Below are 18,936 nucleotides of genomic sequence, written 5' to 3'. Positions count from 1 at the left end.
CGAAGCGGGCCGCAACCCTGCGGATAAAATTCTCAGCTGGAACATCGGCTGAGAATTTTATGGTTCCAAGCGGACCCGAAACAGGAGGCTTGTCGTTATTTGGCCGGTTGCCTTGCATCGGCCTGCGGGAACGCTTTTCTCATGGCCGGAACTTCAGGAGACCGGCCATGCGGACGCTTTCGACGCCCCTGCGACAGATGCCTCAGGCTCGCGCCATTCGTGAGCGTGGCACAGTGGCCGCAATGGTTGCCCTCTACGGCGCGCTCGCGCTGATCGCGGCGATCACGCTGGGCATGCCCTTCACCCATCCGTTCTGATCAGACTCCTTCGGTCACGGCGCCGTCTTGAACGGCGCCACCTTGATCCCTGCCGCGTCGAGCGCCTTGCGCACCTCGCGGGCGATCTCGACGGCGCCGGCGGTGTCGCCATGAATGCAGACCGTGTCGGTGCGCATCTTCATCACCTTGCCCGTGACTGACACCACGGCACCGTCTTGCACCATGCGGACAACGCGATCAGCGATCACCCTGGGATCATGCAGCACTGCGCCCGGCTTGCTGCGCGACACGAGCAGGCCGTTGTCGTCATAGGCGCGGTCGGCGAACACCTCGTGGGCCATCGAGAGATTAGCCTTCTCGCCGGCCGTCACCAGCTTCGAGTTCGCGAGCACGACGAAGATCAGGCTGGGATCGACGGCCTTGATCGCCTTGGCGATCGCGTTCGCCGTCATGTCATCCTCGCAGGCGACGTTGGACAGCGCGCCATGCGCCTTCACATGCGTGACCTTGTGGCCGGCCGCGGTCGCGATCGCCTGCAGCGCGCCGATCTGATAGGCGACGAGGTTCTCGATCTCAGATGATTTCAGCCCCGGCACCGGGCGACGGCCGAAGCCGTGCAGGTCGCGATAGCCGGGATGCGCGCCGACGCTGACGCCTTTGGCCTTCGCCATCTCGACCGTGCGGCGCATGATGTCGGCGTCACCGGCGTGGAAGCCGCAGGCGACGTTCACGGACGTCGCCAGCTCGATCATCGCGGCGTCATTGCCCATCTCCCACGGGCCAAAGCTTTCTCCGAGGTCGCAGTTCAGGTCGACGGTGCTGGTCATGTCGGGGCTCCGCGCGTTGAGGGGTCGGAAGCAGCGTTAGCGGCGATCGGGTTAATCGGGCGTCACTCCGGGCCAGGTGGTGACGTCGGTTGCGCTGACCGCATGGCCGGCCACATTCGCCGTGAACAGCGCATCCAGGTTGAACTCACTGCTCGCAAGCTCGCTGACGCGGTCGGGCAGGCTGCGCAGCAGGTCCGTGTAGCGGCGCAGCTCGCTCTGCGCCTCGGCCAAGCTCACCGCCTTGAATCGGAATGGCGTCCCGGCCGGTGTCTGCGCAAGACGTCCGTAGTCGGCTGTGATCACGGTCGCGATCTTAGGATAGCCGCCGCTGGTGCCGCGGTCCGACATCAGCACGATCGGCGAGCCGTTGCCGGGCACCTGGATGCTGCCTTCGACGGTGCCGTCGGAGACGATGTTGTGGCCGTGCAGGTGACGGATCACGGGACCCTCGAGGCGATAGCCCATGCGGTCGCTGGTGGCAGACACTTTCCAGTCACTGCCGAGGAACAGCGCCTTCATCTCGTCGCTGAACTCATCGTCCTGCGGGCCCATCACCACCCGGATCGCGCCGCTCGTCTTCGGAAGCTCGATCTGCATCTCCGGCGCCTGGCTCGCGGCTGCGACCTCGAACTCATCGCCCGACTGCAGTGGCCGCGGGTAGGGGCTGCCCAAGCCCGCACGCGCATTGACGGAGAGGCTGTTGAACACCGGCTCGCCGGCAATGCCGCCTTCGATCGCGAGATAGCTGAACGAGCCGCCGCGCGCAAAACCAACCGTCAGCTTCTCGCCCTCGTTCAGCGTCACCGATGTATTCATCTCGACCGGGCGCTTGGCGACGTCAGCGGGGCGCGGCGCGCCAGACAACGCAACGCGGACGGCTCCGTCCTTTGCGGTAAACGTCGCGCCGAACGGGCCGATCTCGATGGCAGCGGCCATCAGTTCATTGCCGACCAGACTGTTTGCGGCGGCAAGCGCCAACTTGTCCATTGCGCCCGACGGCGTCAGCCCGTAGCGCTGCGCGCCGAAGCGGCCGCCATCCTGGACAGAGCTCGCCGGACTGATCTGCGAGACGACGAGCGTGCTCATGCCGCGATCCGCTCCGCGATCAGTTCGCCCGCGTCGGCGGCGCGCTCCTGCTCGGCAAACGTCTTCTCGTCGACGGCCGTGAAGCTCACCTCGTCGCCGGGCTCGAGCAGGAAAGTCGGCGTGCGATGCAGCTGGAACGTCCGCATGGCCGTGCGGCCGATCAGGTGCCAGCCACAGGGGCCGGCCAGGCACTGGATGCCGGTCTGAATGCCGCCGATCGCGACAATCCCTGCGGGTGTCGCCAGCCGCGGGTTCTGCCGGCGGGGCATTTGCAGCGATGGCTCGAGTCCCGAGAGATAGGACCAGCCGGGCGTGAAGCCGATCATCGCCACGCGATAGGTGCCGGCGACGTGACGAGCGACCACCTCGTCCGTAGTGAGGTTCAGCGCCTTGGCGACATCCTCGAGGTCGATGCCGTTCTCGCCGCCATAGCAGACCGGCACGCGCCAGCGCCTGATGTCGTTCTCCGGCGCGAGCGAGCCGGCCGACAGCGCGAGCAGCTGACTGCTGAGCGCGGCATGGTCGATCACGCCGGGATCATAGTGCACCAGCAGCGAGCGATAGGTCGGGACTGTCTCGGTAATGCCGGGGATCGCTGCAGCCGCCAACGCGTGATCGAGCGCGAGCACACGCCGGTTCGCGGTCTCGTCGATGGTCCGGCTGAACTCGACGGTGACGGCGCTGTCGCCGCTGGGCAGCAGGCGAGGAGGTGGAAGAGGATCGGCCATGAGTCCGAAAGGATCCGCGTTCGTGATCCCTGGTCTAGCTGGTTTCGATGCTGAGTGGAATTGGGTCAAAGGCAAAAAGTCTCGGAAATTCAATAAATTAATCGGATGTTTCGCGATAAGGATCTTTTATCGGGCCGCTGCAGGGCCCGCATGCGCTGAACGCACTGAGCATGCCCTTGACGGCGCGACCGTCGCTCGCAAGATGCGCCTGCTTTTTCCGCCAGCCTGTTTGGAGCGCCAGTCTCACAATGTCCCTCACGCCCGAAGCCATCGCCACCCTGTCGCAAGTCACCACCGCGACCATCACCACGGTCCTGCTGAAGAAGGGGTTGCGCAATGTCTGGCTGCGCGGCGCCAAGCCGCTGCGCCCGGGACAGAAGCGGCTGGTCGGCCCCGCCTTCACCCTGCGCTTCGTGCCGGCGCGCGAGGACTTGGCAACTCCGGAGTCCTGGTCGTCGCCGATCTCGACCCGCACCGCGATCGAGGCCATGCCCGAAGGCTGCATCGCCGTCGTGGATGCGATGGGCGTCAAGGACGCCGGCATCTTCGGCGACATTCTGTGCGCGCGCATGGTGAAGCGCGGCGTCACCGCGCTGATCACCGACGGCGTGGTGCGTGACCTCGAAGGCGTGATGGGCACCGGCCTTCCCGTGTGGTGCGACGGCTATGCCGCGCCGCCGTCTGTCGCGGGCCTGACCTTCGTCGGCTGGGGCGAGGCGATCGGCTGCGGCGGCGTCGCGGTGTTCCCGAACGATGTCATCGTCGCCGACCAGGACGGCGCGGTGCTGATCCCGCAGGCGATGCTCGACCATGTGCTCGCCGAGGGCCCGGAGCAGGAGCGCATGGAGGCCTGGATCGTCGACGAGGTGAACAAGGGCGCGGTGCTGCCGGGCCTCTATCCGATGAATGCCGAGACCAAGGCGCGCTACGCCGCGTCGAAGAAGTAAGCTCGAACAGCCGCAGAAAGGCTCATCATGGATTTTCATCCCGCAGGCTCCCGCGCGACGCGCAAGGCTCCCGCCGAGTACTTCACCGGCAACGTGCTGCAGGACCCGCTGATCATGGCGCCGGCGCCGGCGCGGCTCAACGCCTCGCGCGTGTCGTTCGCGCCAGGCGCACGGACCGCCTGGCACACCCATCCGCTCGGGCAGACGCTCTACGTCATCTCCGGCATCGGCCGCATCCAGGCCAAGGGCGGTCCGGTGCGCGAGATCCGTCCAGGCGACGTGATCTTCATCCCGCCGGGCGAGAAGCACTGGCACGGCGCCTCGCCGGACAACGAGATGACGCATATCGCCATGCAGGAGGCGCTCGACGGCGTCTACTCGAACTGGATGGAGCACGTCACCGACGAGGAATACGCGACGCCGGTCGGTTGATGCAGGACTAACAAGATGCGCAGCGCGCGGTCGCAAGGCCGCGCGCTTTTGTTTTGTCCGGGCCGCGCTCAGTTCACCCGCGTCCAGGTCTGACCGCCGCAGAACATGCCGCCGAATGCGCAGCCCTGCACGCGCAGACTGTCCGGGTTTTTCAGATCGATCGTGGAATCGTAGGTGCTGCCGCTGTTCGGATCGTAGATGCGGCCGCTCCACTTCTTGTCCTGCGCCTTGTCGCTCGGGCGCATGTTGATCAGGATCTGCTCGCCGTTCTGATTGGTCTTGGCGTTGACGGCGTAGCCGCACAGATTGGTCCCGCAGGGCTCGATGCGGATCTTGCCTTCCTTCTCCTCGGTCAACCAGATGCCGACCGGAGAGTTCGGATCGCGCACGGCCGCCGGTGCAGCCGCAGCAGGCGGGGCCGCGGCGGTGGTCACGGCCGCGGGGGCCTGCGCCGGCCTGGTCGGTGGCTGCACGGCCGCAGGAGCGGTGGGCGCAGCAGGCGGTGTCACAGCCGCCGGCGGCGTGACCATGGCCGGGGCTGAGGGCGTCGATGCCGGAGGCACCGGAGCAGGCGGGGCGGCGGCCTGGACTGGCGCAGGCGCGGCGGGCGCCGCCGTCGGGGTCGCGGGTGCTGCAGTCGTCGGCGCCGCGGGAGATGGAACAGGGGCAGGGGCAGCCTGCGCGGGCGGAGCCGGCGTGACGGCCGCCTCGGCGGGCGCCGGGGCCGGCTTGTCCGCCCCCGGCTGCGGCTTGGCCGTCGTATCCTGCTCGCGCTTGCTGCGCTTGGTCTTCTTCTGCTCGGTGTTGTCGTAGACGCCGGGGATCTGCACCGTGCCGCGGTCGGGATCGATGCGGATGGTCTTGCCACCGTATTCGATCACGTACTGCGCCTGGGCGGCACTGCTGGCCAAAACCACGGCAGCAACGGCCAACAGCCTCTTCATCAGGATCTCCGCGATGTCGGTTGCTGATGTGAGCGAGCTCACGCGCAATTAAGTCGCCGATGCGGCAAGCTCGGTTCAATGCCTGCTCCGCTCAGAAGTCCAGCGGCGCATTGTCGACGACCTCCTTCATCACGAAGAAGGTGCGCGTCTGGCGCACGCCCGGCAGCGAGATCAGCTGATCGCCATGCATCCGGTTGAAGTCGTTCATGTCGCGGACGCGGATCTTCAGGAAGTAATCGAAGTCGCCGGCGACGAGATGGCAGTCGAGCACGAATTTCAGCTTGCGGATCGCGGCCTCGAAGGTGCGAAAGCTTTCCGGCGTCGATCGGTCGAGCACCACGCCGACCAGCACCAGCGCACTGCGCTCGACCTTGTCGGGCGCGATCTGCGCGCGCACGCTTCTGATGTAGCCGTCCTCGAACAGGCGCTGGGTGCGGCGGTGGCAGGTCGCCGGGCTGACATGGACGGCGCCGGCCAGCTCGGCGTTGCTCATCCGGCCGTCCTTCTGCAACAGCTGCAGGATTCGGCGGTCGACGCGGTCCAGATCGGGGTCGGAAGCTTCTTTCATGAAAGAACCATCAAGTGAGAGAATTATTCGCCATATGGGCTCTTAGCGGACGTAAGCACGGAAAAGACGGGCGATAAAGAGAGCACCTTTCGCATGCCTTTTTGTATATTCCGGCCGACCCATTCCACCATCCACGGAGAGACCCGTGCTTCGGCTCGACAAGTTCAAGAAGTATCCGCTCACCTTCGGCACCACCCCGATCGAGCATCTGCCGCGCCTGACCGAGGCGCTCGGCGGCAAGGTGCAGATCTACGCCAAGCGCGACGACTGCAACTCCGGCCTCGCGATGGGCGGCAACAAGCTGCGCAAGCTCGAATACATCGTGCCCGACGCGATCGAGTCGAACGCCGACACGCTGGTGTCGATCGGCGGCGTGCAGTCGAACCACACCCGCATGGTGGCGGCGACCGCGGCCAAGATCGGCATGAAGTGCGTCGTGGTGCAGGAGAGCTGGGTGCCGCACGAGGACGCCGTCTATGACCGCGTCGGCAACATCCTGATGACCCGCCTGATGGGCGCCGACAGCCGCATCGTCGAGGACGGCTTCGACATCGGCATCCGCAAGAGCTGGGAGAACGCGATCCAGTCGGTGAAGGATGCTGGTGGCAAGCCCTACGGCATTCCGGCCGGCGCCTCCGTGCACAAGTTCGGCGGCCTCGGCTATGTCGGCTTCGCCGAGGAGGTGAGGGCGCAGGAAGCCGAGATGGGCATCAAGTTCGACTACATCATCGTCTGCGTCGTCACCGGCTCGACCCAGGCCGGCATGATCGTCGGCTTCGCCGCCGACGGCCGCGCCGACCGCGTCATCGGCATCGACGCCTCCGGCACGCCGGAGCAGACCCGCAACCAGGTGCGGCAGATCGTCGACAACACCGCGGAGCTGGTCGAGCTCGGCCGCAAGGTGCGCGACGACGAGATCGTCATCATCAACGACTACGCCTATCCGGCCTATGGCGTGCCGAGCGCCGAGACCAACGAGGCGATCCGCCTGGCCGCCCGCACCGAGGCGATGATCACCGACCCCGTGTACGAAGGCAAGTCGATGCAGGGCATGATCGACCTGGTCAAGAAGGGCTACTTCCCGGAAGGCTCCAAGGTGCTCTACGCCCATCTCGGCGGCGCCCCCGCGATCAACGGCTACAGCTACACCTATCGCAACGGCTGAGGGCGGCTGCGGCTGCCGCTGCCTCCTCGCGATGAGCCGAGGTGCCGCAACACACACAACTGTCGTCCCGGCCTCCGAGCCGGGACCCATAACCACCGGCTGTAGTGTTGTAGAGCACTGCATCTCCGCGCCTGCCACAAACAACCGCCTGTGAGTCTGGGTCCCGGCTCGGAGGCCGGGACGACACCGAATGCGTCGCAGGGGCAATCCACATACTACGAGACGCCAAACCGCGTTCTCGCGACGCATGACGTCCGAGTGATCCATCAGTCGAACCCTCTTGAACAGAAGAGGGCGCAGGGAATGCCGGGCGCTGGCCGCAACCCATGGCCCGCCTGCAACAAAAAAGCAGGCGGCAGTCACCACAGGTTCAGCCGAACTCCGGCATTCCCTGCGCGATGGTCTTAACGCGTCCTTCGTGCTCTCCCCGGTGTACGGCTCTCTAGCCACCGTCGTCCTCGGGATAATCATTCCCGATGACTTGACGCCAGCACCGCGGCGTCAGGACCACACGACTTGGCGTCCGCAATCCGCCGTTCGTCCGCGTGCAAGCACGCTTCCGGCATCTCGCGGCCATCGCATCCCACCTCGCGTGTCGTGACGATCGCGCGCAACGCCCCTCTCGTTGAGGCGGGATAGCGGTAGTAAATCATAGATTTCGGAAAAACGCAACAACAATATCTACGGGCCCGACATGACGATGGTCTTCCCGTTGGAACGGCTCAGGAATATTTGGTTATAGCACAGATCCGACCGGCGGCTTTTCGAGCCGCGTCCGATGAGAGAGGCCAGCCCACAGGGCTGGCTGGCCCACTATCGCTCCGGGATCAGGTCTCCCGTCAGTCGAACCAGGTCTTGTAGATCGCCTGATAGCTGCCGTTCTCGGTGGAGATGTGAAGCCACTGATCGACGAACGCCTTGAGCGCGACGTCACGCTGCAGCCAATAGGCCTTCTCGGAGAAGTCGAACGGCTTGTCGGGGTGGACTGCGCACAGCACGCCCGGATGCAGCTTCTGCTGGTAGCGGGTCTCCGAGGCGTCGGTCATCATCAGGTCGGCGTCGCCCTTGGCGATCTCGTCAAAGATGGTAACGTTGTCGGTGTGGACGCGGATGTCGGCGGCCTTGATGTTGGCGCGGGCGAAGCGTTCGTTGGTGCCGCCGGGATTCACCACGACGCGGGTGCCGGGCTTGTCGATGTCGGCGAGCGTCTGATACTTCGAGGTGTCGCTGCAACGCGCGATCGGGGTCTTGCCTTCGCGCATGATCGCGGTCGAGAAGTAGCCCTTCTTCTGGCGGTCAAGCGTGATCGACACGCCGCCCATCGCGACGTCGAACTTGTCGGCCTCGAAATCCTTCATCAGCTGCGGCCAGCTGGTGGGCACGAACTCCACCTTCACGCCCAGCGCCTTGCCGAGCGCCTCGGCCATGTCGACGTCGAAGCCGGAGAATTTTCCGGTGGCCTTGTCGAGATAGGTGAAGGGCTTGTAGTCGCCGGTCATGCCGACCCGAAGGCTGCCGCGCTGCATGATCTCGTCCAGGCGCGAGGCTTGATCGGCCAACGCGGCGGTGGCGACACCGCAGGCCAGCACGGCGGTGGTCAGGGCGGCGACAATCCGGCTTAAGAATCCCATCTTTCAATGACCTCGCATGATGTGGCTGCGCTCTTCATAGCGGAGGTGACGACGCGCGACGAGGGGGCGGGAAGGGGAATGAGCATTTCGTTGCGGCGGAGCTCAGGGCGCCGAGCTCTGCAGAAATAAGAATGGCCGGCACAGAGCCGGCCATCACGAGTTCGACGCATCGTCTGCGAAAGAGTTACCTTTCGGCGGGCCCAGCCGCGGTGAACGGGCCCTTGCCGGTCATCTCGTTCTTCAGCGCCTCGAAGCGCTCGATCGCCTCGCGGGCGCGGGTGTCGACCGTCTTCACGGCGGCTTCGGGGGTCATCGGTCCGCTGCTCACCGCGATCGAGGTCGGCCCGACGGTTTCGTCGACATAGTAGCCGTCCTCGCCGCGCCGCGCTGTCCAGCGGAACCGGATCGCGGAAATCGGTCCCGGTCCGACCTTGGTGTAGCCGTCGGCCTGATCGAAAGATACCACGGTCGCGGCAGCCTTCTTCGCAGGCGGCGTCACCTTGTCTGCCGACCTCGCAGTTTCAGGCTGATCGAGAATGCTCGCTATCGTTGCGAGCGCGTGCTCGGTCGCAACACTCATGGCCGCCTCTGTTCCTACGGCGCGCGTAAACGCCGGCGCCGATTATCACAGTTGTAGCTGGATTTGGCCAAGTTGCAAGAATGCGTTGAAAGTTGGGCGACAAAGCGGGGGAGAAAGGTCCTGACATCCGCGTGATGAGATTGGAGCCGAGACTTGGTCCTGCCGCGTAGCCGACGCGACAGGACCATTGCACCGGCGGCGCGACTACAAGACGTCCTGGTTGATCACGTTCTGCCGAATCGGATCGCCATCCAGCACGCTGAGAATGTTGCGGGCGGTCTGCTCGCTCATGCGGTCGACGGCCTCCCGCGTCACGCCGGCGACGTGCGGGGCCATGATCACGTTCGGCAGCGCATGCAGTGCGTGGCCGACCGGCGGCGGTTCCTGCTCGAACACGTCGAGGCCGGCACCAGCGAGCCGTCCGGACGACAGCGCATCATGGAGCGCCGCCTCGTCGACCAGGCCGCCGCGCGCGGTGTTGATCAGGTATGCTGTCGGCTTCATCAGCCTGAGGCGCGCGGCGTTGAACATCCCGACGGTCTCCGGCGACTTCGGGCAGTGGATGCTGACGAAATCGGCGCGCGGCAGCGCCGCGTCGAGGTCGGCGACCGGTTCGCAACCGGCGGCAGTGATGTCGGCGGCGGGCTTGTAGGGGTCGTAGACGAGGACCTGCATCTCCATCGCGAGGCAGCGCTTGGCGGTACGGGTGCCGATGCGGCCGAAGCCGATGATCAGCACGGTCTTGCCGTAGAGATCGAACGGCAGCACGCCGAGCCGCGTCGCCCAGGTGCCGTCCCTGACCATCGCATGCATCTCGTTGGCGCGCTTGGCGAGCGTCAGCATCATGAACAGCGCCTGCTCGGCGACCGAGGGCGAGTTCGCGGTGCCCGCGACCATCAGCGGCACCTTGTGCTTGGACAGCGCGGGCACGTCGACCGCATCGAAGCCGACGCCGATCCGGGTCACGACCTTCATGTCGCCGGCTGCGATCAGTTCCGGCTCACCGAAGCGCGTGGCGCCGAGCGCGACGCCATGCACCGGCGCATGGGATTTCAGCAGCGCGGAGAAATCGGCAGCCGAGATCATGTTGGGGAATTCGATCATCTCGACGTCGTCGCGCGCCGCGAGCAGCGCGCGTCCCTTGGCCGAGAAGGATTCCGTGACGAGGATCTTGTTCTTGTTGCTTGCCGTCCTGGTGGTCATGTCCTGCCCTTGAAGCTTCTTGTGCTCGTCAGATGACGAGGCCTGAAGCCTCATTTAACAGGTGCATGTTGTTGAGGTCCATTGCCATGCGCAGGGGGCTGCCATCCCGCGCGCCGGCATTGGGGCTGACCCGCCCGCACACCGGCGTCTCGTTCAGGCTGAAGTAGACCAGGGTCTCCATCCCCATCGGCTCGGTGACGTCGAGCATGGCCTCGAACGTCTCGATGCCGGGCTCGGTATGCGGCCGGGTTTCGGTGATGTGCTCCGGCCGGATGCCGAGCAGCAGCCGGTCATTCCGCGACACGGATTGATAGCGCGCCGCGCGCGCCGGCGGCAGCGGGAAGCTGATGCGGTCGGTCAGGCGAATGTGGAGCTGGCCGTTGGCCTCCTCCAGCCGGCACGGCACGAAGTTCATCGCGGGCGAGCCGATGAAGCCGGCAACGAAGCGCGTCGCCGGGTTGTGGTACAGCTCGGTCGGCGTGCCGATCTGCTCGATGCGGCCCTTGTTCATGACCACAACGCGGTCGGCGAGCGTCATCGCCTCGACCTGGTCGTGGGTGACGTAGACCGTGGTGGTGCGGACCTTCTGGTGCACCTTCTTGATCTCGATGCGCATCTGGACGCGCAGCTTGGCGTCGAGGTTGGACAGCGGCTCGTCGAACAGGAACACTTTGGGATTGCGCACGATGGCGCGGCCCATCGCGACGCGCTGGCGCTGGCCGCCGGACAGCTGCTTCGGCTTGCGGTCGACCAGATCGGCGATGTCGAGCATGCGCGCGGCCTCCGCGACGCGACTCTTGATCTCGGCCTTCGGATAGTGCTTCAGGCGCAGGCCGAACGACATGTTCTCCGCCACGGTCATGTGCGGGTAGAGCGCGTAGTTCTGGAACACCATCGCGATGTCGCGGTCCTTCGGCGGCACGTCATTGACGACGTCGCCGCCGATGGCGATGTCGCCATCGGAGATGTCCTCGAGCCCCGCGATCATCCGCAACGTCGTCGACTTGCCGCAGCCGGACGGGCCGACCAGCACGACGAATTCGTGGTCGGCGATGTCGAGATCGATGCCTCTCACAGCCTCGACGTCGTCGTAACGCTTCACGACCTTGCGCAAGCTCACTTCAGCCATATCGGATCAACCCCCGTCATCAGCCTTTGGTCGCGCCGGCCGTCAGGCCGGCAATGTAGTAGTCCATCAGGAACGCGTAGATGATCAGCGGCGGCGCCGCGCCGAGCAGCGCGCCGGTCATGATCTGTCCCCAGTTGAAGACGTCGCCCTTGATCAGGGTGGTGACGATGCCGACCGGCAGCACCAGCTGGTCGGCGGAGGTCGTGAACACCAGCGGATACAGGAACTGCGCCCAGGACACCGTGAAGGCGAAGATCGTCGCCGCGATCAGGCCGGGCAGGGCGACTGGGATGAAGATCCGCGTCAGCGTCTGCAGCCAGGAGGCGCCGTCGATGATCGCAGCCTCGTCGAGCTCCTTCGGAATCGAGGCGAAATAGCCGATCATGATCCAGGTGCAGAACGGCACCGTCAGCGTCGGATAGATGAACAGCAGCACGTACCAGCGGTTGATGAGCTGGATGCCTGTGACGTCGCCGATCAGCGCGAACATCTTGAACAGCGGGATGAACAGCAGGCTGTCCGGGATCAGGTAGGTCAGGAACACACCGGTGGCGAGCGTCGCCGAGCCCCAGAACTTCATCCGCGACAGCGCGAAGGCGGCGGGAATGCTGATCAGCATGGTGATGATCACGACGACGATCGAGACCATCGCGGAGTTGAAGAAGAACCGGAGAAATTGGTTCGACGTCAGCAGCCCGATGTAGTTCTCGAGCGTCGGATGGAACACCCACCACGGATTTGTCGCGGCCGAGATCTCGGCGCTGCCCTTCAGCGAGGTGATCAGCATGTAGAGCGGCGGCACCAGCGAGAAGATCGCGAACAGCGTCAGGAAGAAATACGACCAGCGCAGCGCCCAGGCGCGGTCGCGGCTCATCGAGCCGTATTTGACATTGCGAGTCGGGCCGGCCTTGTCGACGGTCATCGTGCTCATCAGGATTCGTTGCCCCGCTTGTTGACGTCGCGCAGGATGAAGATCGCCGCGACCGCCAGGATCGGCACCATGAACAGCGAGACGCTGGCGCCGAGCGGAATGTCGCTGCCCTCGATGCCGACGCGGAACGCCCAGGTCGCGAAGATGTGCGTCTTGTCGAGCGGGCCGCCGGCGGTGAGGATGCGCACGATATCGAAATTGGCGAAGGTCACGATCAGCGAGAACAGCGTGGTGATGGCGATGATGTTGCGCATCATCGGCAGGGTCACGTACCAGATCCGCTGCCACCAATTGGCGCCGTCGATGGCGGCGGCTTCATAGAGCTGGTCGGGCACCGATTTCAGCGACGCCAGGTACATGATCATGAAGAATGGCGCGCCGTACCAAACATTGACCAGGATCACCGAGAAACGCGCCCAGGCGGCGTCTCCCGTCCACGGGATCGGGCCGATGCCGAAGAAAGCCAGCGTGTAGTTGAAGGCGCTGTAGGATGGGTCGAACAACCACAGCCAGGCGAGCGTGCTCATCGCCGGCGGGATCACCCAGGGCACCAGCAGCATGCCGCGCCATTTGCGCTGGCCCTTGGCCGGGATGTTGTGGACGAAATGCGCGACGATGAAACCGATCAGCGCCTTGAACACGACGGCCGTGATCGCGAAGATGCAGGACTGTTTGACGACCAGCCAGAACGTGTCGCGCTTGAACAGGAACTCGAAATTGCCGAGGCCGACGAAACGCTGCATCGACTTGTTCAAGGTCGCCAGATGCACCGAATAGATCGCGGGATAGACCACCAACAGTGCGATCAGCAGGATCAGCGGCAGGGTCAGCAGGAAGGCTGTGGTCGACTTTCGCTTCAGCGCATTGCGCAAGCCTCTTCGGCTGGCGGCCCTGCGGGGGCGGGCAATGGTGTCTTCGCCGATGGCGGCATCAACCATGAGAGCAGGCTCCTCGTGGCGCTCCCGGCGGCGGGCCGGGCTTCACGTGACGGGCATGGGACCTTTGCGGGCACACGATGCTGGTGGCGGCGGCCCGCACGAGGCGGGCCGCCGGGATTGGAAGTCGCGCGTGCTCAGCTGCGCATAAACCCTTCGCACTCGCCTTCGGCCCACGCCAGCGTCGCTTCCATCTTCTCGCCCTGGGCGTAGCGCAGGCACATCTTGGTCATGGTTGCCTGCGCGTAGATCTGCTGCGCGATCTTCGGGGGAGCAGGGGAGGCCGCGATCGAGAGCGTCTGGTGGTTGTAGGGATTGGGATAGTGATAGAGCGTCCCCTTCGGCGGTCCCTGTTCCTGCCAGATCTTGAGCGTGGTCAGCTTCTCGTACGCCGGCAGATCGTAGCCGCCGCTCGCCGCCACCATCTTCTCGATCGAGGCCGGCTTCGACAGGTGCACGATCAGGCTCTTCGCGGCTTCCTTGTTCTTCGAGAATGACCAGATGCTCCAGAAGTACGGCAGGAACGGCGCATAGCGGCCCTTGGGGCCAACGGGGAAACCGTGCGTCCAGCACTGCTCGGCGATCTGCGGCGCGTCACGCTTGGCCACCGCCCACGCGCTCGGCGGATTCATGATCATCGCGCCCTTGCCCGACACCAGCCATTTGTTGTTCGAGGCATCGTCCCAGGAGGCGACATCCGGCGGCAGCGCCGCGATCAGCCGCTTGTAGAATTCGAGCGCCTGGCGCACGGCGTCGGTCTTCACCGTGACATCGCCCTTGGCGTTGACGAGCTCGGCGCCGAACGCCTGGAAGAAGGCGCCCGCGGAGTCGACGCTGTCGGTGGTCTCGCCCAGCCCGATGCCGAAGGGCACGCCGCCCTTCTGGCAGGCCTCCGCCGCCTTCAGGAACGTCTCCGTGGTCCAACTGTCCGCCTTCGGCGGGCTGCCGGCCGGATAGAGCTCCTGCACATCGATCCCGGCGTGCTTCTTCATCAGGTCGATGCGGGTGCAGGGACCCTTGATCTGGCTGCCGACGCAGGAGGGCACCGCGAGCCACTTGCCGCCGGACTGGCCGAGATATTTGACCGTGCCGTTGACCTCGCCATTCTCCTGGATGATCGGCCCCATGATGTCGTTGACGGGCTCGAGCAGCTCGGCATGGGCATGCGGCCACCAGGTCGGCATGGCGATCAGGTCATGGCCCGATTTCGCCGCACCTTCGGCAGCGATGGTCAGCTCGATCTTCTTGCCCTGGCTGGTGATGTAGTCGATCTGGACCTCGACCTTCTCCTTCGCGGCCCACTCATTGACGAGATCGGTCGAGGCCTGGTTGGCGCCGGGAACCCAGTGATCCCAGAATCCCATCGACAGTTTGCCGGCGGCATAGGCGCCGCGCACATAAGGCGCGGTAATCATGACCGCCGATGTGGCAGCGGTCGCAGCAACGAATTGTCGGCGGTTCAGCTTCCTCCGTGACATGGCGTTCCCTCCCTGGTGAGCCAAGCATTCGGTTGACCGCGAATCCTGTTTGTTAGTTGTGCGTCGCGTCATGCGCGCTTGGATTTCGCTTGGGTGTAATCAGAGCAGAATTGCGCGCGGCTGTCGAGAAAGCAGGTGCGGCGAAACTTAGAACTGATGGCGTGCACAATTCGTCGCAGGGTGCCCGGTCGATTGCGTCGCAATGAGACGCGTTGCAACGCAAAGCGCTCCGGGATCGGACCGCGAGAGTCGACTGATCTCGATGCACTACGTCGTGCGGCAGATGGACTTGCGCGTTGCGGCAACGCTAGAATTTCCGCCGACTCACAAGGGATCGCCGGCATCGCTGCTGCGGTCGTTGCTGTCGGGGCGAAGGAGTTCGAGCTGATGACGAGCGGCCAATGGGGAAGAGGGGTGCGCCGTCCTCTCTGCAGCGCAGCAGCCGTGCTGCTGATGCTCGGCGCCACGATGGCGCTGCCGCGTCAGGTTGCCGCGCAGGGACTGTTCAAAGGTGTCGAGCAGGGCGCCCGCGAAGGTAACAAGGCGGCCGGCCCGGTTGGTGGCGTGCTGGGTGGCGCGATCGGCGGCGTCGTCGGCGTGGTCACGGGCGTGACCGGCGTGCTGACGGGAAACGACGGGCAGCCAAACGCTCAACCCGCGCCGGCAGCGCCTGCTCCGGAGGGCAAGAAGGCGAAGTCAGCCAAGATGCCGAAAGCCAGCAAGGTCGCAAAGGCCGCGCCGATGCTGACGCAGCCGGGTGTGCCTGAGCTCACAGCCGAGCAGATCGTGGCCAACAGCGACGCCAATGTCGAGCGTCTGAAGACGGGGCTGAATCTGACCGAGGAGCAGGCCAAGAACTGGGGCCCGTTCGCCAATGCGATGCACGCCCTCGGCCGCAACGGCGCCGATCGCCTCAATTTGCGTATCGCCAGGGCCAAGCGTGACCCGCCCGACGACTTCGTCGAGCAGATGCGCAACGAAGCCCAATTCCTAGTCGACCGCGCCGCCGACCAGCGCGCCGTCGCCGACACCTCCGAGCCGCTGTTCACCAGCCTCGACGACAAGCAGAAGCAGATCTTTATTGACGAGATGGTGAGGTTAAGCCGGGAGAGGGGGCTGGATTAGTTTAGCGGAGCGAGCACGTCGCCCCCTCAAGCCGTATGTCGCTTAGTCGAGGGGCACAGTCTCTTTCGACTATGGTCGACTGCGGTTAACACTGCTTGCGCGTGCCATTCGGTGCGGTAGCACGAGTGGTGGCCGGCTGCGCGGAAAATCAAAAGCTCGGTCATTCTGGTCACCAGCCGTTCTCGGAGAACAGTTGCTTCCAGACCGCATGGACCTTGTTCGCGCATTGCTGAACGTCATGGAAGCCGGTTCCGATTTGAACGAAGACGCTCGTTGTGGGCACGGATCCGATGGCGCCGGCTCCTATCGCGCCGAACCCAAGCAGCCCTGAGCCACCGGAGGTGTGAATGTGGACGTTCGCCGAGCCGTACAAACTCGTAAGACGGCGCCCGCTGTCCAAGACCATATGTTTCGAGGCGTTGGCGATGTCTGCTACTATTTCAAAATCGGCTTCAATAGTGCGGAGGTCGGCTAGAAATTTCGTTTTACCCGAGATCGCCTGGAACTGTGTTCCTTGAAAGCTCCACACCTTACCTTTGTGGGTTTCATATACCCAATCTCGCAATGCAAAGAGCGAATTGCACGCGTGATATGCAAGCCGGAGTTGGACACTTGACGCGAATGCCGCCAAGTCAGGATCCACTACATGCGTAAGAAATTCTGCTGGAGTCTGAATGGTTGTTGTCATGCTCAGAATTCCAAGCCGGAGGATCTTTCAAAGTAATGTCAATCAGCACGAAGCCGGAGCTTTCTATCGGAATTGAGCGGGGTACTAAAGCCTTGCGCCGCGCGCTTCCGCTCGATGGGCGTTGCCCCACTTACGCCCCGGGATCGTGGGTGTTCCGAAGAAAAGCCTGCGCAGAACTCAAGGCCCTGATTGGCGAGAACGTCGGAGAACGCCAAAGTAAAGGACCACCGGTTAGATCATAGGTATTAATTTTAAAATTCAGAACAACGGCGAACAACATCTGGCGGAAGGGGTGGGATTCGAACCCACGGTACCCTTGCGGGCACGCCGGTTTTCAAGACCGGTGCCTTAAACCACTCGGCCACCCTTCCAATCCGGCGTGGTTCCGGAATGCGCGCGAGCGAGTCGGCATGATGAGCAGCGTCCTCGCGAGCCCTGTTTAGGGTGCTGGCTTGCGGCTCGTCAACGGCGGTTTCGCGCCGAGGCGAATCTCGGGCGTTCGAATCGCCGGTCGGGGCGAGCTTCGCGCGGGATCCCCGTCGCCCAGGGCAACGGTCAATCGCGCCGGCGCTCGGAGCGCCCGGCCTCGTTTACATGAACGCAAAAACCATCAGGCTCGAGCACAATACGGCGGTGCTCACGGCTGCCAGGGCGAGAAAGCCGCCCGAAAACAGATCTTGGTGTCGCATGGGCCACCCGCTGCGGCCAGATTTGCGGTCCGAACTCGCGGGCTTGTTCAATCGAAGGCCCGGCTCGGAGAGAGTGCAGCTTCAGGTCAATCCTGAAGGGTCGTGGTTGAAGCGGACGAAAGCCGACCGTGTCGTCGGCTGTCCGACCTTTGCAGCATCAGGCCCGCGAACGGACCCCTTCAAACGCGTGAGCGAGGAAGATGCCGGCGCCAACCAAGCCCATCACCGCTGTCATTGCTTCGATCATCGTGAACACACCCTTGTTGCGCCCCGTGTGAAGGAAACGACGTGCAGCCCTGCACAGTCAAAATGATTCAGGGGAGGTAAATGAGAACGCCCCTAAGTGAGGTTTTCACGCAACATATGTGTCCAAAAAGGTGCACTCGCAACATGGCGGGGCGGATCCGTGCACGCGAGGGCACCTATCGCACAGCACGAACAACCGCCGTGATAGGCGCGAAGGGCTCGGGAAAGCTCCGGTTAACCACGGCGGGGCCCACCCCATTTCCGCCGTGTTCGGGTTGCGTTATCCTTATGCAGTGAGTTGCGGGGATGCGACTCGGGGAGAAGCCGGTACGTGAGGGCCTGCGGGGCGCGGCTCGAACGACCACCGGCGAATTGGTATTTGGGGTCGATGGGGATTGATCAAACAGATCCGGCCGGGAGAGCGGTGCGCGGCGCTGTCGCGATTCTCGCCTGCCTGATGGTCGCGAATTGCGCCTCCTCCAACAAATTCGCCAGCAAGGTCGATCCGAAATACGGCGTGTCGTCGAGCCCACGCGTCGTCGGTTTCGGCGAGCCGGTGCCGAAGGGCGGCGGCGTTTATCGCGTCGGCAAGCCGTATACGGTCGCCGGCAAGACCTACGTGCCGGAAGAGGACACCAATTATCGCGCCGAGGGCATGGCGTCCTGGTATGGCGACGATTTCCACGGGCGCCTGACCGCCAATGGCGAGGTGTTCGACATGGCCTCGCTCACGGCGGCGCATCCGACCCTGCCGCTGCCGAGCTATGCGCGGGTCACCAATCTGGCCAACGGCAAATCACTGATCGTGCGAATCAATGATCGCGGGCCGTATCACGGCAACCGGCTGATCGACGTCTCCAACAAGGCCGCCGACCTGCTCGAGTTCAAGGGCAACGGCATCGCCAAGGTGCGCGTCGAATATGTCGGCCGGGCGCCGCTCGAGGGCTCCGACGATACCCAGTTGATGGCGACCCTGCGCACCGGCATCCCGGCGCCCGCGCCGTCGCTGGTCCGCGTCGCCTCGGCCAAACCGTTCGTGCCGGAGATGGGCGCAAGCCGTCCGATCCGCGGCGAGATCCCGATGCCGGAGGGCCGGCCCTACACGCTCGGCAACACCTCGGCCGACATGGCCTCGATCGGCGCGACCTCCGAGCTGTCGGCCTCCAGCCGCTCGAGGGGACGCCCCCTCGATAATCCGCGCGCGGTTTCCTATGACCAGAGCGGCCGCTACGTCTCGCAGGGAGAGACGACCGCCAATGACGGCGCCGACGAAGCACGCGACATCATGGGCGGCCGCGGCCTTTACTGATTCCCGGCTTTATTGAT

Annotated in this window: 19 protein-coding genes and 1 tRNA gene; 6 read left to right on the top strand and 14 right to left on the bottom strand. The window is 64.5% G+C overall.

Annotated features, from left to right (window positions below; genetic code table 11):
- Positions 1-167 precede the first annotated feature (167 nt).
- Positions 168-317, top strand: a complete 150-nt coding sequence (locus tag BRAD285_RS35790; RefSeq protein ID WP_172889776.1) for a hypothetical protein — start codon at positions 168-170, stop codon at positions 315-317.
- A 14-nt stretch (positions 318-331) separates the two neighbouring features.
- On the opposite strand, the gene BRAD285_RS15935 is transcribed toward BRAD285_RS35790, so the two are convergent.
- The 3 genes from BRAD285_RS15935 to pxpB are packed head-to-tail and all read right to left on the bottom strand — an operon-like array spanning position 332 to position 2,919.
- The gene (locus tag BRAD285_RS15935; RefSeq protein WP_006613959.1) at positions 332-1,105 is read right to left on the bottom strand and encodes a LamB/YcsF family protein; all 774 of its coding nucleotides are present in this window, start codon (positions 1,103-1,105) and stop codon (positions 332-334) included.
- Between the two features lie 51 nt (positions 1,106-1,156).
- Positions 1,157-2,191, bottom strand: coding sequence for a biotin-dependent carboxyltransferase family protein (locus BRAD285_RS15930; protein WP_006613958.1), 1,035 nt, complete (start codon positions 2,189-2,191; stop codon positions 1,157-1,159).
- Positions 2,188-2,919: a 5-oxoprolinase subunit PxpB gene (gene pxpB / locus BRAD285_RS15925; RefSeq protein WP_006613957.1), complete on the bottom strand. Its 732-nt coding sequence runs from the start codon at positions 2,917-2,919 to the stop codon at positions 2,188-2,190. The genes BRAD285_RS15930 and pxpB overlap by 4 nt, the downstream gene beginning before the upstream one ends.
- A gap of 248 nt (positions 2,920-3,167) precedes the next feature.
- Here pxpB and BRAD285_RS15920 point away from each other — a divergent pair, with 248 nt between their 5' ends.
- Positions 3,168-3,866, top strand: coding sequence for a ribonuclease activity regulator RraA (locus BRAD285_RS15920; protein ID WP_006613956.1), 699 nt, complete (start codon positions 3,168-3,170; stop codon positions 3,864-3,866).
- Positions 3,867-3,893: 27 nt separating this feature from the next.
- Entirely contained in the window at positions 3,894-4,298 is a 405-nt protein-coding gene (locus BRAD285_RS15915; protein ID WP_006613955.1) for a cupin domain-containing protein, read from the top strand.
- A gap of 68 nt (positions 4,299-4,366) precedes the next feature.
- On the opposite strand, the gene BRAD285_RS15910 is transcribed toward BRAD285_RS15915, so the two are convergent.
- Both BRAD285_RS15910 and BRAD285_RS15905 read right to left on the bottom strand, forming a co-directional pair.
- Complete coding sequence (locus BRAD285_RS15910; protein ID WP_006613954.1) at positions 4,367-5,242, bottom strand: DUF2147 domain-containing protein; 876 nt, start codon at positions 5,240-5,242, stop codon at positions 4,367-4,369.
- Positions 5,243-5,333: 91 nt separating this feature from the next.
- The gene (locus BRAD285_RS15905; protein ID WP_006613953.1) at positions 5,334-5,810 is read right to left on the bottom strand and encodes an Lrp/AsnC family transcriptional regulator; all 477 of its coding nucleotides are present in this window, start codon (positions 5,808-5,810) and stop codon (positions 5,334-5,336) included.
- A 145-nt stretch (positions 5,811-5,955) separates the two neighbouring features.
- On the opposite strand from BRAD285_RS15905, the gene BRAD285_RS15900 reads away from it, so the two are divergent.
- Positions 5,956-6,975, top strand: coding sequence for a 1-aminocyclopropane-1-carboxylate deaminase (locus BRAD285_RS15900; protein ID WP_006613952.1), 1,020 nt, complete (start codon positions 5,956-5,958; stop codon positions 6,973-6,975).
- A gap of 839 nt (positions 6,976-7,814) precedes the next feature.
- Here the strand turns inward: BRAD285_RS15900 and BRAD285_RS15890 are convergent.
- The 7 genes from BRAD285_RS15890 to BRAD285_RS15860 all read right to left on the bottom strand — a co-directional run bounded on the left by BRAD285_RS15890 (position 7,815) and on the right by BRAD285_RS15860 (position 14,862).
- Complete coding sequence (locus BRAD285_RS15890) at positions 7,815-8,606, bottom strand: transporter substrate-binding domain-containing protein (protein ID WP_006613951.1); 792 nt, start codon at positions 8,604-8,606, stop codon at positions 7,815-7,817.
- A gap of 184 nt (positions 8,607-8,790) precedes the next feature.
- Positions 8,791-9,186, bottom strand: a complete 396-nt coding sequence (locus BRAD285_RS15885) for a hypothetical protein (RefSeq protein WP_006613950.1) — start codon at positions 9,184-9,186, stop codon at positions 8,791-8,793.
- A 204-nt stretch (positions 9,187-9,390) separates the two neighbouring features.
- Positions 9,391-10,389 carry a hydroxyacid dehydrogenase gene (locus tag BRAD285_RS15880; protein WP_006613949.1) on the bottom strand — a complete coding sequence of 333 codons (999 nt, stop codon included), beginning with the start codon at positions 10,387-10,389 and terminating at the stop codon, positions 9,391-9,393.
- Between the two features lie 28 nt (positions 10,390-10,417).
- The gene (locus BRAD285_RS15875; protein WP_006613948.1) at positions 10,418-11,518 is read right to left on the bottom strand and encodes an ABC transporter ATP-binding protein; all 1,101 of its coding nucleotides are present in this window, start codon (positions 11,516-11,518) and stop codon (positions 10,418-10,420) included.
- Positions 11,519-11,537: 19 nt separating this feature from the next.
- Complete coding sequence (locus BRAD285_RS15870; protein ID WP_006613947.1) at positions 11,538-12,449, bottom strand: carbohydrate ABC transporter permease; 912 nt, start codon at positions 12,447-12,449, stop codon at positions 11,538-11,540.
- Entirely contained in the window at positions 12,449-13,387 is a 939-nt protein-coding gene (locus BRAD285_RS15865) for a carbohydrate ABC transporter permease (RefSeq protein ID WP_006613946.1), read from the bottom strand. The genes BRAD285_RS15870 and BRAD285_RS15865 overlap by 1 nt, the downstream gene beginning before the upstream one ends.
- Positions 13,388-13,521: 134 nt before the next feature.
- Positions 13,522-14,862, bottom strand: a complete 1,341-nt coding sequence (locus tag BRAD285_RS15860) for an ABC transporter substrate-binding protein (protein WP_006613945.1) — start codon at positions 14,860-14,862, stop codon at positions 13,522-13,524.
- Positions 14,863-15,330: 468 nt separating this feature from the next.
- Here BRAD285_RS15860 and BRAD285_RS15855 point away from each other — a divergent pair, with 468 nt between their 5' ends.
- A complete protein-coding gene (locus BRAD285_RS15855) occupies positions 15,331-15,987 on the top strand; it encodes a Spy/CpxP family protein refolding chaperone (protein ID WP_371507718.1) in 657 nt (218 codons plus the stop codon).
- A 169-nt stretch (positions 15,988-16,156) separates the two neighbouring features.
- On the opposite strand, the gene BRAD285_RS15850 is transcribed toward BRAD285_RS15855, so the two are convergent.
- Both BRAD285_RS15850 and BRAD285_RS15845 read right to left on the bottom strand, forming a co-directional pair.
- Positions 16,157-16,675 (bottom strand): hypothetical protein, encoded by a 519-nt coding sequence (locus BRAD285_RS15850; RefSeq protein ID WP_139020684.1) that lies wholly within the window; start codon positions 16,673-16,675, stop codon positions 16,157-16,159.
- Between the two features lie 281 nt (positions 16,676-16,956).
- Positions 16,957-17,046, bottom strand: a tRNA-Ser gene (locus BRAD285_RS15845).
- Positions 17,047-17,998: 952 nt separating this feature from the next.
- Between BRAD285_RS15845 and BRAD285_RS15840 the strand changes: the two genes are divergently transcribed.
- A complete protein-coding gene (locus BRAD285_RS15840) occupies positions 17,999-18,919 on the top strand; it encodes a septal ring lytic transglycosylase RlpA family protein (protein WP_083846446.1) in 921 nt (306 codons plus the stop codon).
- Positions 18,920-18,936 lie beyond the last annotated feature (17 nt).

Source organism: Bradyrhizobium sp. ORS 285, assembly GCF_900176205.1.
Lineage (GTDB): Bacteria > Pseudomonadota > Alphaproteobacteria > Rhizobiales > Xanthobacteraceae > Bradyrhizobium.
The sequence above is the reverse complement of the archived record's forward strand: the minus strand, read 5'-3'. Positions and strand labels throughout refer to the sequence as shown.

Coding starts and splice junctions, on each gene's coding strand:
- BRAD285_RS35790 (WP_172889776.1), top strand. CDS start 168: ATGCGGACGCTTTCGACGCCCCTGCGACAGATGCCTCAGGCTCGCGCC.
- BRAD285_RS15935 (WP_006613959.1), bottom strand. CDS start 1,105: ATGACCAGCACCGTCGACCTGAACTGCGACCTCGGAGAAAGCTTTGGC.
- BRAD285_RS15930 (WP_006613958.1), bottom strand. CDS start 2,191: ATGAGCACGCTCGTCGTCTCGCAGATCAGTCCGGCGAGCTCTGTCCAG.
- pxpB (WP_006613957.1), bottom strand. CDS start 2,919: ATGGCCGATCCTCTTCCACCTCCTCGCCTGCTGCCCAGCGGCGACAGC.
- BRAD285_RS15920 (WP_006613956.1), top strand. CDS start 3,168: ATGTCCCTCACGCCCGAAGCCATCGCCACCCTGTCGCAAGTCACCACC.
- BRAD285_RS15915 (WP_006613955.1), top strand. CDS start 3,894: ATGGATTTTCATCCCGCAGGCTCCCGCGCGACGCGCAAGGCTCCCGCC.
- BRAD285_RS15910 (WP_006613954.1), bottom strand. CDS start 5,242: ATGAAGAGGCTGTTGGCCGTTGCTGCCGTGGTTTTGGCCAGCAGTGCC.
- BRAD285_RS15905 (WP_006613953.1), bottom strand. CDS start 5,810: ATGAAAGAAGCTTCCGACCCCGATCTGGACCGCGTCGACCGCCGAATC.
- BRAD285_RS15890 (WP_006613951.1), bottom strand. CDS start 8,606: ATGGGATTCTTAAGCCGGATTGTCGCCGCCCTGACCACCGCCGTGCTG.
- BRAD285_RS15885 (WP_006613950.1), bottom strand. CDS start 9,186: ATGAGTGTTGCGACCGAGCACGCGCTCGCAACGATAGCGAGCATTCTC.
- BRAD285_RS15880 (WP_006613949.1), bottom strand. CDS start 10,389: ATGACCACCAGGACGGCAAGCAACAAGAACAAGATCCTCGTCACGGAA.
- BRAD285_RS15875 (WP_006613948.1), bottom strand. CDS start 11,518: ATGGCTGAAGTGAGCTTGCGCAAGGTCGTGAAGCGTTACGACGACGTC.
- BRAD285_RS15870 (WP_006613947.1), bottom strand. CDS start 12,449: ATGAGCACGATGACCGTCGACAAGGCCGGCCCGACTCGCAATGTCAAA.
- BRAD285_RS15865 (WP_006613946.1), bottom strand. CDS start 13,387: ATGGTTGATGCCGCCATCGGCGAAGACACCATTGCCCGCCCCCGCAGG.
- BRAD285_RS15860 (WP_006613945.1), bottom strand. CDS start 14,862: ATGTCACGGAGGAAGCTGAACCGCCGACAATTCGTTGCTGCGACCGCT.
- BRAD285_RS15855 (WP_371507718.1), top strand. CDS start 15,331: ATGGCGCTGCCGCGTCAGGTTGCCGCGCAGGGACTGTTCAAAGGTGTC.
- BRAD285_RS15850 (WP_139020684.1), bottom strand. CDS start 16,675: ATGACAACAACCATTCAGACTCCAGCAGAATTTCTTACGCATGTAGTG.
- BRAD285_RS15840 (WP_083846446.1), top strand. CDS start 17,999: ATGGGGATTGATCAAACAGATCCGGCCGGGAGAGCGGTGCGCGGCGCT.